Source organism: Pseudodesulfovibrio tunisiensis (assembly GCF_022809775.1).
Taxonomy (GTDB): Bacteria; Desulfobacterota; Desulfovibrionia; order Desulfovibrionales; family Desulfovibrionaceae; genus Pseudodesulfovibrio; species Pseudodesulfovibrio tunisiensis.
In genome coordinates, this window is the sequence record NZ_CP094380.1 from 885182 (window position 1) to 898620 (window position 13439).

The window sequence follows — 13439 nt, forward strand, 5'->3', positions numbered from 1 at the left end:
CCCTAGATTTTCAACCCGCCGATCCTGTCGATGCGGGCCTGAAGTTTCTGTTCCGCGCTGATGGATGCCGGGTCGGCTCCGGCCTTGACCCCGGCGGGGTCCTGCGCCTTGAGCTGATCCAGAATCGCGGCCCGGGCATCCTCGTCCCCGGCCTTGGCCTCGGTCTGTTCGGGCGTGTACCCGATGGCGACAAGCTGTTCGGGCGTGACCCCGGCCGCCATGAGCGGCTCCAGCCTGTCCTTGGCCGCATCGCCCAGCACGGCCCCGACCATGGTCATCACCTCGTCACGTCCCTGCGCCGTGGCCGCAGCGACCGCTTCGCCGTTCTGCCTTTCCGCATCGGCCTTGGCCTTGGCCTCCACCGAGTTCACGATCTCCTGCACAGCTTCGGGGTAGTCGTTCCGGAGCTGAGCCGCTGTTTTCGTCATGGCTTCCTCCTGTATGGATGCTATGAGTTCCTGCCGGGTCATGATGCCCTTCACCAGCCCCAGCTCCAGTCCCGCCTCCGCGTCAAGGACCCTGCCGTCCGCCCAGTCGGCGGACCGCGCCGGATCCAGCCCGAGATACCGGGCCACATCGGCAAGAAAAATGTTGTAGGTGTGATCAAGGTTCCCCTGCAGATAGCGGGAAGCCTCTTCGGAAAGAGGCTCGTCGGGATTGCCCATGACCTTGAACCGGCCCGAATGCAGCCACGTGGGGCTGATGCCCAGCATGTCGTTCCACTTGGACCAGTCCGTATGCAGGGCCAGCACCCCGATGGAACCGACGCGAACCGTGGGGCTGGACGCATAGACATTGCCCGTGGCCGCGCCCAGATACTGCGCCCCGCTGGTCATGGTGCCGTTTGCCAGAGCATAGATGGGCTTGCGCTCCCGCAGGCTGAACACGTGATCCGCCAGCTCCTTGCAGCCGTCCACGTTGCCGCCCGGGGAATCGATGTCCAGCACCACGGCATCCACGCCCGAATCCGCCATGGCCGCGTCCAGCGAGGCCCGGATGTTCTCGTAGGAGGCAATGCCGGACCAGCTCCAGCGGGTCCGCTTGACCAGCGTGCCGTACACTTCGAGCACCGCCACCCGGCCGTAGTCCTGTCGCGGAACCAGCCCGTCCGAGCGTTCCGGTTCCGTGAAGGAAAGCATGGCCGGGGAATCGCTCCCCTGCGCGCCCGGGCGGACCCGCCGCATCAGGCTGTGCAATCCTTCCTCGGAAATGGCCCACACACCGGACATCAGCTGCAAAAGCTCGTTCATGAAATCGCCTCCAGCCCCAGATCGCGGTCGCGCCTGCGCTCCCGGGCACGGGTCTCGGCGACCTCCTGCCCGTCGCCGCCCTGCTCGGCCACCACGTCCGCATGGGTGAAAATGTTGTTTTCCAGCCCCTTGACGTAGGCGAGGATTTCCTTGACCGGATCGATGTAGCCCCGCGCCGGGCCGATCCAGCGCACGCCAAGATAGGCAAAGGGATCGTCGTAGAAGTCCGGCGCACCCGCAGGCACGGACCACAGGCCGCGCAGGTACGCCTCCTCCTGAACCATGTTCCATGTGATCTGGCAGAAATGCGCCCCGGCCCAGCTGCGGTAGACCATGAACACCCGCCACGCTTCGAGCAGGGCCGCGCGTGCGCTGGAATAGTTGGTCTGGGAAAAGTCCTTGGCCAGCACCTCGTAGGGCATGCCCGTGGCAGCGGCCATGGCGCGCATGATGAGATGGGCGAAGGCCTGAAAATTGTTGCCCGGCCGGTTGGATTCCAGAATGTACGGCCGTTCCCCGGGCGCGCCGTAGAGCACGGTGCCCGGCGAGTATGTCCGGTGATACAGGGGATTGGGCTGGCCGGACTCGTCGTAGGGACTCGGCGGATCGGGCTGGCCCATGGGCATGGCTGCGCCCATGGGGTTCTGGGACGCGATGAACACGGGCATGGACGCGGCCATGATCTGACCGATGAGTTCGTAGTCCACGGACTTGCCCAGCAGCCGGTAGAACTTCATGGCCGGAGCCAGCACGCTGCGGCCCCGGAACTGTTCCTCGCGCGTGTACCGATATCCGTGCAGCACGCCCGGCCGATGTCCGATCCGGGCCGGAATCCGCACGTAATGGGAGCTTGAAAGGAATTCGCCGTACTGGTCCTTGGGCGGGTTGCAGATCCAGTAGGCCACGGCGCGGCCGTCGTCGTTGATCTCGATGCCGTCCACCATGTCCTCGCGCTGGCGCATGTCCACGGGCGTGGACAGTCGCGCCGGATGCACGTCCTGCAAGGCAAGGGAGAAGATGCGCTCGGGATAGCGCGCCTCGTCCAGCATTCTGGGCAGATAGAAGAATTCGCCCTTGGCAAGGACGGAGTGCAGGGACTGGAACTGCATGTCCCCGAAAAAGGCCCGGCCCCCGGCATGGGCTTCCGGGCACCAGCGGAGCCACGCCTTTTCCTGCGCGTCCTGCAACTCCTCGGCCTGGTCCTCGGTCAGCCCGAGCCGCTTGCGGTCCACCTTGGCCTGCGGCCGAAGTCCGCCGCCCACGATGTTGACCGTCATGGAATCAATGACCGAAGCCGCGTTCGGATCATTGTCCACCAGTTCCTCGGCACGGCGCGCGATCACCTCGCGTTCCCGGGCCTCCCCGTCCCGCGTGGCCCGGCCCGTATTCCAGTTGGACAGGATGTCCTCATGCCGGCCGGCAACCGACCGCACCCGCCCGAACCCGCGAGAACGCACGCCGCGAAACGCCACGGCCCGAGACCTGACCAGAGGAGAGATCATGGGATCACCCTCCCGACCACGGCAATGGGTCCGCTCTGTCCGCGCAGCGCCTCAAGCTCGCGCTTGTAGTATTCGAGATTCTCGCGCAGCTGATACGGGTTGGCCATCTCATGACTGCCGTCACCCGTGTCCACGCGAAGGACAGTGGCCTCCTGCAACGCCTTCTTGGTCGTTGCTATGGCCTCAAGAAGTTCAGCTTCGGTCCAGATATTCATGCCCAAGATAATATGTCGAATTTCGACATGCTGTCTTGGACGTCATGGACGTCATGGACGTCATGGACAGAAAATGCATTTTGTTAGCCCCAAAACACATTTTCAAATTCTATGAAAAAAACTTACAAATCTAAAAGAATTTTTATGATATCTTTCAATGCAGAATAAGGGTTAGTGGCATCACGGCAACTAGGTATGGAGTATCGAAGCTGCCCGAGAGGTTGTGCATTGCGATTGTTTTGCAAGGCATCATCGACTTTTGCTAGAAAAAACTCTGCTTCTGTACAATTTCTGGGCATTGGCTTTTCATACTCTGGCAACCAATTTCTTCTTAAATGATTCTCAGCGGCTCTTGAATCAGGAAATGCCCGAGTGCAACATTCACAATGAAGAATATACCAATATTCGATGCTCGGCATATTGTAAAAGATATGCCACGGTTGCTGTCTGGAATTGTATGATTTCACTTCGGCAGCAAAATTCCTTATCCTTTGGACATCGCCGGGAACAAGGTTTGGTCTTTCCAAATCACATAAAAAAATTACGCAATCATAATTTTCACGGGCTCTGCACAATTCTCGCTTGGCATGATCCGGATGTATCCCAATTTTAGTTTTTATTGTGAGTTTCTTTTGTATTCCCCTCTTGTCATTTAAGAATCTTCCTAGCACATAATCAAAATAATTTTTCTCAGTCTCCCCGTCACACACAACAAAACATCTCTTTTGCCTGTCCCTAGTAGGTCGACTACGCCGTGCCATTTGTTTATTCCCCCCAATCAATATTGGGGACAGCCCCAAAATTCCCAGCCAAATACTCTTTTGAAAATAATTCTCCTCGATCGTTCTTAGTTACAGATGGAATATTTTTGAATTCTGCTAAACTAAAAAGAGAAGATTCAAAAGAACAACTATTTTTCTCTGTGAAATAGATTTCATCGGGACGTAACAATTTTTTATCCATAATAGTTGTGTCGTGTGTTGAAAAAATAAGTTGAGCCTTATTCGGATTGGTTTTAGACGATGTGAACATTTGAACAATCTTGCGAAGCAAATATGGATGAAGAGAACGATTTAATTCGTCTGCAAAAACGGTAAAACCGTTTTTTAGAGCCATTAGAATATACCCCAGCAACGAATAATAATTTGCTGTCCCCTCTGACTCATCGTCCAGCAAATCAAACAAAACGACTTTACCATCTGTATCCAGATGCTCAAAATACGTATTCGCAACGGTTGGATTGTCTTTTAATTTTGCATCTTCGCCTTCCTTGGCCAATTCTTCAGTTATATATTGCCGCAAAAGAATAGGAATATCTATCTCCTGCTCTTCTACACGCACCCCATGGATGTTCATATCCGCTATTGCCATTTTCAAGATTACAGAATTTACATCCAGTACTCCATTATGGATAAGGGTCGCAGTATAATCAGGACGGGTTTTGCGCAACGGAATTTCCAAAAAACTTGAGAACCAATCCATCACAGGATCAAAAACATGAACATCGCCTTTTTTAGCTAAAAACGCCAAAAAAGTTTCTTGCTTATTAACCTCTGCAGACCAAACGTCTAAAAAACTTTTGTTCGAATGAATAGATTTGTGCAACCTAACATCATTTTCTTCACGAAGGATTAATTCGATGCATTGAGACCCCTTTGCAGCACCTCTGACTGTCAATTTTTCAAATAAAATTTGATCAGGCTTCAACGACAAAGAATAAGTATACAACTTACCGTCAGGCCCAACAAACTTAATATCAAACTCAGAAGGCTTATCCTGATATACAGCTTTCAACTTAAATCGTTTATCAGAAAAGCTTTGTTTTTTTTCACGAGAAGCACTGGTCTTAACAATCAACCTCAAATAGGAAAAAGCATTCAATAAAGAACTTTTTCCCGACGCATTAGCCCCATAAATAACAGCACAAGGCAAAGCATCTGGCTCCCTAAAAATGCCAGTATTCAAAATATCATGATATCCCGACAGCTTGCGAGCTGGTTGCATAAATAGAGTTTGTTTCTCTCCAAAGGACCTGAAGTTACCAACTGTAAATTCCAAAAGCATGCCCACTCCTCGCAGAAAGCCTTTCGATTTATTTTACGTTTGTATCCATTTTTTGGATTTTTCCTATCACTATGGCAGAATTTACCCAACTGCAACCTAAATTTATATAGGATTGATACCAATATCACAAATTTAGAAATTTTATGCTAACCGTTTCTGCCCCCGAAACGCATCAATATCCGCCAAGGGAACTCTCACTCCCTTGTTGCGACCGAGTCGGTAGGCATTGGGAAACGCGCCGTTTTCAACGAGGTAGTAGAACATGCTCTTGGAACACCCCAGACGTTTGATGGCCTGCTTCCAGTTCAGGCCCGGGCCGAGATCCTGCTTTGCTTCCATGTGAGTCTCCCTACAACTGGCCGAACCAGCTCGGCCGGAATCCGTTTAGAATGTCCGCCTGGGTCACGGTCCGTTCCGCCACGGGCCGTGGCTTGGGCTGTACCCTTGCCTTGGGCTGATCCCAGTTCGCGCCGCCCAGATAGTACCAGCAGGCACGGGCGTAGACTTCGCAGTCCCAGAAATCCACACGCTTGTGCTCGGGCTGGATCCACTTGTTGGTCTCGTCGTCAAAGTATTCGTTGCACATCTGATCCGCATAGTCCGCAGGCATTGCCGTCCTGTCGTACAGGTGGAATCCGCCGGGATCGCCCGGCTGCACCTGAAGGGCGGTGCTCAAGTCGTCCTTGAAGAACTTGGTGTCCAGATTCGCCAGCGTCACGCCACCGGGAATGCGGATCTTGGTGCCGGGATAATATTCGATCGGGGAAAACGTGATCGGCGTGGACAGGGTGTCCCGCCCACGGATGGGCAGCATCTTGCCGCGATGCTTGACCGCCATGGCATAGACCTCCTTGGTCCGGTGTCCCATGGCATCCCAGAACACGCAGCGCACGCGGTACTCGTTGCCCTCCGCGTCCCTGTACGCCTGCCCCCACAGGATCTCCTCCAGAACCGGGATGGTCAGGGCCGTGCCGACCCGAATCCGCCACGACTCTTCGGCCTGCCCCCAGCCGAACGCCACAATGGAATAGGGCAGACTCCTGTCCTGCGTATCCACCCCGGCCACCAGTCCGGCCACGCGCGGAATCCCGTTCACCGGGCCGGGAACCAGCATCCGGGGCCGGTTGTCGCACAGCTCCCAGATGCGGTCCGCCTCGCGCTGCACCTCGAAGTTCTCCCACGGTTCCGCCTCGTAGGCGTTCCGGAAATCCTTGGCCCGCTCCTTCCAGTCCGTGCCCCCGTGCTTCTTGCTGCCGCGCAGGAATGCGGCCACGACCTCGGCCAGCGGCACGAACCGCGACAGCCAGGCAGGCGTATGAAAGCCGATCCGCTTGGGGCGATGCTCCCGCAGATACGCGAACAGCTCCTTGCCCGTGAGGATGTCCCGGTATTCGCCCATGGACACGGCCTTGTCCCGATGATGATCCTCCCAGCGCCCCTTGCAGAACTCGCATTCATACCAGCCCAGTCCCTCGGTCTCGATCCGTTCCGGGTCACGCACGTTCTCGGGCATCCGGAACTGGTCCCAGTGCATGCGCTGGAACTGGCCGCAGTGCGGGCAGCGGACAAAGAAATGGAACACGACCTGACACGCCTGCAACGCCTGCCAGATTTCCCCGGTCACGATGGTGGGACTCGAAATCTTGAATATCTTGCGCGACCACTTGTAGGTCCGGGTCCGCTTTTCCCCCAGCGGAATGGGACCGGTCTCCTTCCGGGACGACGTGCGCGGGTACTTGTCCACCTCGTCGAAGATCAGCAGCTTGATCGCCTTGTTGGACAGGGAGGACGGCGACTTGGCCCATGCCGTGTAGATGGCCATGTGCTCCAGCAGAATCCGGGTCGAGGAAATGTCGTCCTCCGCGCCCGTGAGATAGGAGCGCAGCCGCGCGCTCGGCCGGATCAGCCCTTCGAAGATGCGCTTGCTCAGGTTGTGCTTGGCCGTGTCCCGATCCGGATACACCAGCATGGCAGGCCCGGGGTCGCGGTCGATGGCATAGCCCAGAATCGTGTTCACTCCCTCGGTCTTGCCCACCTGCGGAGCCGCGCACCAGTCCACTTCCTCGATGCCCGAGGTGTAGGCCGCATCCAGAATCGGCGTGACGAACGGGGCCGTATCGTTCTGCCACGGCCCGGGCAGCGCGGATTCCTCGGAAAGGATGCGATGCCTTGGTGCCCACACGCTCGGGGCAATGTGCTGCCGCTTCCGGCACGCCTTGCGCTCGGCCCTGCTCGGCGAGAACACGTAGCTCTCGGGCCGGGATTCCCCATCCGGAAGCCAGCGTGAGGAAACCGCGATTTGTCTACTATGCGTCGTCATGGCGGAACACCACCTCGAAGCTGTCGGTGCGCGCATACTCGTTCAGCGCGGCATCCAGGGTATGGTTGAGTTCCTGAAGCAGATCCTTGGCCCGGCCGGGCCTGCCCCCCACCAGCTCCACGTATTCCAGAATGCGCTTCTGGAACTCGGACTTGATCATGGACTCCAGCACTCCGGCCCGGGCCGCCACATACAGTTCCAGCTCGTTCCGCTCCACCAGCCTGCCCTGCTCGCGCCTGCGCTTCAGCTGTTCGCGCAGATGCTTTTCCTCGAGCAGGGCTATCTCGGCTTCGGACTTGCGCCGACTGCGCTCCTTGTCCTCCTCGGACACCTTCTTCCCGGAGCCGGACAGCTTGAGATGGGCCTCGGCATAGGCCAGCACGGCAGTCTCCTCGAACACCCCGTCGCTGTTCCTGCCGAACAGCCCCTTGCCGTGATGCCGGGAAACCGTGGTCCGCGCCGCTGCAAAGCCGCTCTCGGACAGGAATCGCCGCACCGCCTCCACGGAATCGAACGTCCTGCCGCTGCCCGTTCTTCCGGCCGCGTCCCTTCCGTTCCGGACCAGTCGGTCAAGGGCCTCGGCAGCCTTGTTGAAGGCGGCGATGTTCGCCTTGCTGGGGTCCGCCTTCATGCGCGCCTTGGCATCCTCCTTGGCCTTGAGCAGAAAGGCCATGTCCGTTGACGCGCTCTGCTCCACCAGCTGCTGCAACTCGTGATCGGTCACTGCCGCGCCTCCTTTTCCGCAAAGGTCATGCCCGAACCATCCAGCCGTGCCTGCCGTCCGGTGAACTCCTGCCACCGCCGCACGATCACGTCCGCGAAGCGCGGATCCAGCTCCATGGTCCGGCAGCGCCGTGCGTTGGTCTCGCAGGCCATGAGCGTGGAACCCGAACCGCCGAACGGGTCCAGCACCAGCTCGCCCCGCTTGCAGCTGTTCAGGAGAAACCGTTCCACCAGAGCCACGGGCTTCATGGTCGGATGGTCGTCGCTGCGCAGCGGCTTCTTCTCGAAGACCACGGACGGCACCAGTTCCTCGATGCCCAGATCGCGGCCGCAGACACGAAGAATCCGGTTCGGCAGATTGAGTTGCAGACCATCATCCTCCACTTGAACAACATCCCCGTCCAGCCGGACCGAGGTGGTCCGCTTGCGCCCGCCGAACCAGCAATGCCGCGCGCCGGGCTTCCAGCCGTACAGGATGGGTTCGTGCTGCGGCTGATAGTCGCTGCGCCCGATCACGAACTGGTTCTTCACCCAGATCACGCAACTGGCCAGCTTGAAGCCCACGTCCTCGAACGCCCTGCGAAAGGCCACGCCCTCGGATTCCCCGTGCGCCACGTAGATGGGACCGCCCTTTTTCAGGTGCAGGAACATGGTCGTGTAGGCATCGTACAGAAAACGGTAGAAGTCCTCGGCCGCCATGTGGTCGTTCCGGATCTTCCCGGCCTTGCCCTCATAGTTCACGTTGTAGGGCGGGTCCGTGAACACCATGTCCGCCAGCTCCCCGTTCATGAGCCGCTCCACGTCCCGCACGCTGGTGGAATCCCCGCAGAGCAGCCGATGCTCCCCGAGCGTCCAGAGGTCGCCCGGCTCCGTCACCCACGGCCCGCCGCTCTCCGGGACCGCGTCCGGGTCGCGTTCGTCCCCGGCAAGCCGGAGCTGCTCCAGCAGGTCCTCGCAGATCGACAGGTCCAGCCCTGTCAGTTCCAGATCGAACTCCAAAGCCCGGAGTTCCTGAAGCTCCAGCCCCAGACCCTGCTCATCCCAGTTCGCCCACGCCGCCGAGCTGTTCGCCATGAGGCGAAACGCCTTGACCTGCGCCGGACTCAACCCGTCCGCCAGCACAACCGGCACCGAGGCCATGCCCAGCCGTTCCGCCGCCTGCAGACGCAGATCCCCGTCCACGACCTCGCCGTCCGACATGGCGAGCACCGGAACGCGAAACCCGAACTCCCGAATGCTTTGCATCATCTTTTCCACGTGCACCTCGTTCTTCCTGAGCCGTCTTGCGTACCTGACGAACCGTTCCAATGACCAGAATTCCAGCTTGAGCTTTTCCATCCGACCCCACCCGTGGTAAGCCCTCGGTGTCTACTAGCGCGAGGGTTGGGAGTTTTCCTGGTCGGATACGCGCTTATCCGGTCGCCGGAAGGAGGTGCCACTCCAACCGGCAACCCTCTCCTAGTTTCCCGTCCGCAGCAGTTGGCCGGGCATGATCCTGCCCGGGTTGTGGTTCTCGCCGATCCAGTCCATGACCTCCCCGGAAAAGTAGAGCCGCATCAGTTCGTCCGCTTCCGGCCCGGACGGGTAATGCCAAGGATGTTCCAGATCCACGCCGATCCTGTCCGGTCCTCGCCACACCGGTACATTGAGTTGCCGCATCAGGCTGTCGAGCCGCCGCACGCTCCGGGGAATTGCGCCCTCCGCCGCCCTTGCCGGCTCCGGAGCCGAAGCCACCCGGCCCCTGGGTCTGGGCGCGGCCACGCGCAGAACCGGGGATATCTGGGACAGGATCCACGACTGCAATCCCTGCATGCCGATCCGCTGCACCAGCTCTCCGGGATCCTTGCCCACGGGCATGGGCGCGCGTCGGCACTGGGGAAAGGCGTTCAGCCACCATGTCCGGAACTTCCTTCCCTGCTTTTCCCCGTCCCCCTGCGGCTCGAAATCCAGTGCCTGCAAAATGTCCACGGCCCGCTTCAGATGCTCCGCCGCCTCAAGGTCCGGATAGGCCGACAGACTGCCGATGGCGCAGCCGCCCACGTCCGGAACGTTCGCCGCGATCACGGCCAGCGCATCCAGCTCGGACTCCACCACCACATAGGCGCGCGCCCGGGGCGTGATCAGACAGCCGTGTCTGGAACCCTCGACCTGAACGTACTTCTTTCTGCTCCTGCCGCTTTCCAGATCCACGGAAGGCCGACGAATCCGGATGCCCAGCAACTGCCCTTCCCTGACCTTGGGAATGACCAGACCGCGCGGCAGCCACAGGCTCTTTCTGGGCCTGCCGTCCGGAAACGTTGCCGGAGGCAGTGCCCACGACTCCCGATTGCGATAGGCACAGGGGGGCCGATTGTTCTTCTGCCGCTGTCCGGCATGCCACCCGAGCCGATACTCCCGGGCAACCTCCAGAGGCACGCCCCTGTCCTCCAGCCAACGGACAAGACGCGCATTGCGTTCCAGCGCGGCCGCGCATGTCTGGACGAACTTTTCCCCGTGCTCCTGCCACGCCACTGCCGGGAACTCCAACGGCCGCAGCTCGTTCACGGGCCTGCCCGTGACCGCTGGCCGCGCCGCAGCCCGCTGCACCGGCTCGCTCCGTTCCGTCTGCGCGCCCTCTACTCCCAGATATTCGAAAATTTTTGTCCAATCCCACCCTTCGATCTCCACCAGCCATTGCACATAGTCGCCAGCCAAACCGCACTGACGGCACCAGTACCCGCCGTTCATGCCCGCACGCATAGCCAGATCGCCACTGGGAGTCTGATCCGCAAACACATGAAAGCGATCGGTACCGCCGCAGGCAGGGCACGGCCCATGGAATTCCCCTCTGGCTCCCTTTGCCAGATCAAAGCCCGAGCCGACCCGGGCGCGAACCAATTCAACCAGTTCAGCAGGCATGGCGTTCCTCCATTCGCTTGCAATGGTCCGGATGGTCCCTGAAACTCCGGCCAATGGTCCGACCGATAACAAACGGTAAACCAACAGGTTGAAACAGATTGGGACCATAGGGACCTGTTTTCTATTTCCTCTTATTGCCATTCTTTGATTCAAGATTCTTTTGGTATAGGGATAACCCTCCCTATCATCCCACGCATTACGGCCTTCCCCGGTATTTCAGAGGGTTGCGGCATGGACCTTTGCCGGACCATGCAGGGACCATGCGGACCTTCGACTAATCCTCCTGCGGGTTGAAGCCCTCGAAATGGCGTTCCTTCAGGGCCAGCCCCTGATACAGGATGGTTCCGGACTTGATCTTCTCGAACCCTTTGTCCTTCATCCAGCTGCCGAACTTCTTCTGCGACGGCTCGAACTTCCCCATTCTCTTGTGGTGCCACTGCTTGAACACCTCGTAGAGCTTGGAGCTGCCCACCCGCAGGTTCTCGTCAACATCGCAGCACTCGAAGAGGAATTCGCCCAGCATGTCCTCGCCCTCCCGGTACTGGGCCGTGGCCTCGGTCACGATGGCCGGAGGGTTCAGCCCGTATCTGCGCCACGCCAGATGCCCTTCCACCAGCCAGGCCAGAATGCCGGGCAGGCATTGCTCCAGCTTGGCATCCAGATCGGGATCAATGGTGCGCTCCCACGGTTGCGTGGGTTCACCGTGTACAAAGGAGATGGCATGGGGAATGGCCATGACCCGCTTCCAGAACGCATAGTCCGTGGCCGGAGCCGAGGGCAGGTTGTTGGTGAGCAGGAACATGAGGTGCGTCGGCGCAAACGTGGTCGGATACTTGTCATTGGGATGGCGGCCGGTCAGGGGATCGCCTCCGGTCAGCCACTTGACCCGGTCGATGCTGAACTTGCGGCCTTCGGCTGTTTCCGAGGCCCATGCCAGCCGCAGTCCCTTGAGCGACATGATGGACGGTGTCGGAGAATCCGCGGACCGATTCACGCCCTGATCCAGCAGCAGTTCGGAAGGCAACGCTCCGGCCAGCGGGCCAAGCACCTTGTACAGCGTATTGAGCAGCGTGGACTTTCCGTTCCGGCCGCGCCCGGTCAGAATGGGCAGGATATGGTTCGGCGTGGCTCCGAGCAGGGCGTAGCCGCACAGCCGCTGAATGAAGGCGATCAAATCCTGATACGGTTCCCCGGTCTCGGGATTCGCATAGATGCCGTTCAGGCATTCGAGCCAGTCCTTCCGGTCGGCATCCTCGCCCCTCCACTCCACGGGAGCAGCGCGAACCATCCAATCCTCCGGGCGGCCCGGGCGATGGCGACCAGTGGTCAGATCCACAACGCCGTTCGCAACCGGCAGCAGATCGGGCCGGTTGTCGAGCCACCACGATTCGCAGTTCAGGGGAAACCCGGCAATGGACCGCACCTTGGTCATGACCGAATTCTCCCTGTTCGGAGACCGCAGCGAATTCATCCGCTCCCGAACCGCCTTGTTCTTGGCGGCCAGCGCCTTCTTCAGGCTGAGCACGTCCGCAGCGAGAAGGGTCTTTTCCTCCTCGGTCACCGCCTTTTCCACGCGCTCCTCCAGCTCGCCGATCTTCCGCTGGAAGCTGACGACCACCTTCATCTGGTGCGCGTACTGATAGGAAAGCGCCACGTTCTCCATGAGCGAATGCGCATACACGCTGGCCGAATCCATTACCCAGTGATGGCCGGTGAAGCGCAGGGTCTCGGGAGTCTTGCGGTCGCCGCCCGTGGTGATGTTGATGGCCACGTGGTCCTTGTGCATGGCTGCATAGACCTCGGCATCCCCGGTCACGTTCCGGTACATCGAGGTCAGAATCCATGCCGGATCAAGGTTTTCCCAAGGCCGGAAGCGCGGCATCTCCTGCGGCGGGCCGTCCTGACGCGATGCGCCGGGCGGCGATGGGGACAGGACTTCCTCCAGCGAACGCCGCAGGTCGGTCAGAAGCCCAAGCACCTTGGGATCGCTCAGATCCGCATCGGGCGGCGGAACCACGTCCCAGTGCCCGTTGGTGTCCTGATGCAGCGAGTACCCTTGAGGCAAGGTCAGCCGAGGCATAACCTCTGCTGAAATCTTCTTGGAATCATTGGACATTTGCGCACCTCGCTTGTGTTACGTTCCTCTGCGAAGTGCCACAATTCATGTCATGGAAAACACGCTTCCCATTTTCCCACCCAACAAAAAATCCCAACGCGCACACCAACCACGCTGTTGGCGACCCCTGTAATTCGGAGGCCCGGGAAGGACCCGAGACACCCCGCCGCAGATTTGGATGATTGGCGAGATTCCTTGAGGAGAGGGCGGAGAGGACGCGACGAAAGGTCCGCCCTGCCCACTGAAGACCGACCCGCCAGGCGGCGGGGAACGCAAAGCATCCCCCGCGCCCGGGCCACGAAAATCGAGGTTCAAAACAGTGACCGCGCAGCACCGATTCAGCACACATGT

Annotated in this window: 11 protein-coding genes; all 11 read right to left on the reverse strand. The window is 59.4% G+C overall.

The window, feature by feature from the left end:
- Positions 1–2 precede the first annotated feature (2 nt).
- Positions 3–1250 (reverse strand): S49 family peptidase, encoded by a 1248-nt coding sequence (locus MPN23_RS04485; protein WP_243546390.1) that lies wholly within the window; start codon positions 1248–1250, stop codon positions 3–5.
- Complete coding sequence (locus MPN23_RS04490) at positions 1247–2752, reverse strand: phage portal protein (protein WP_243546392.1); 1506 nt, start codon at positions 2750–2752, stop codon at positions 1247–1249. The genes MPN23_RS04485 and MPN23_RS04490 overlap by 4 nt, the downstream gene beginning before the upstream one ends.
- The gene (locus tag MPN23_RS04495) at positions 2749–2973 is read right to left on the reverse strand and encodes a hypothetical protein (protein WP_243546393.1); all 225 of its coding nucleotides are present in this window, start codon (positions 2971–2973) and stop codon (positions 2749–2751) included. The genes MPN23_RS04490 and MPN23_RS04495 overlap by 4 nt, the downstream gene beginning before the upstream one ends.
- Before the next feature lie 116 nt (positions 2974–3089).
- Positions 3090–3728 (reverse strand): RloB family protein, encoded by a 639-nt coding sequence (locus MPN23_RS04500; protein ID WP_243546395.1) that lies wholly within the window; start codon positions 3726–3728, stop codon positions 3090–3092.
- Positions 3729–3732: 4 nt separating this feature from the next.
- Complete coding sequence (locus MPN23_RS04505; protein WP_243546396.1) at positions 3733–5031, reverse strand: AAA family ATPase; 1299 nt, start codon at positions 5029–5031, stop codon at positions 3733–3735.
- A gap of 141 nt (positions 5032–5172) precedes the next feature.
- On the reverse strand, positions 5173–5370 hold the full coding sequence (locus tag MPN23_RS04510; RefSeq protein WP_243546397.1) for a helix-turn-helix transcriptional regulator: 198 nt from the start codon (positions 5368–5370) through the stop codon (positions 5173–5175).
- A gap of 10 nt (positions 5371–5380) precedes the next feature.
- Positions 5381–7351 (reverse strand): terminase gpA endonuclease subunit, encoded by a 1971-nt coding sequence (locus MPN23_RS04515; RefSeq protein WP_243546398.1) that lies wholly within the window; start codon positions 7349–7351, stop codon positions 5381–5383.
- Complete coding sequence (locus MPN23_RS04520; protein WP_243546399.1) at positions 7338–8075, reverse strand: UBA domain-containing protein; 738 nt, start codon at positions 8073–8075, stop codon at positions 7338–7340. The genes MPN23_RS04515 and MPN23_RS04520 overlap by 14 nt, the downstream gene beginning before the upstream one ends.
- Positions 8072–9412, reverse strand: coding sequence for a DNA modification methylase (locus MPN23_RS04525; RefSeq protein WP_243546400.1), 1341 nt, complete (start codon positions 9410–9412; stop codon positions 8072–8074). The genes MPN23_RS04520 and MPN23_RS04525 overlap by 4 nt, the downstream gene beginning before the upstream one ends.
- A gap of 120 nt (positions 9413–9532) precedes the next feature.
- The gene (locus MPN23_RS04530; protein WP_243546401.1) at positions 9533–10972 is read right to left on the reverse strand and encodes a primase-helicase zinc-binding domain-containing protein; all 1440 of its coding nucleotides are present in this window, start codon (positions 10970–10972) and stop codon (positions 9533–9535) included.
- A gap of 274 nt (positions 10973–11246) precedes the next feature.
- A complete protein-coding gene (locus MPN23_RS04535; protein ID WP_243546402.1) occupies positions 11247–13088 on the reverse strand; it encodes a DNA primase family protein in 1842 nt (613 codons plus the stop codon).
- Positions 13089–13439 lie beyond the last annotated feature (351 nt).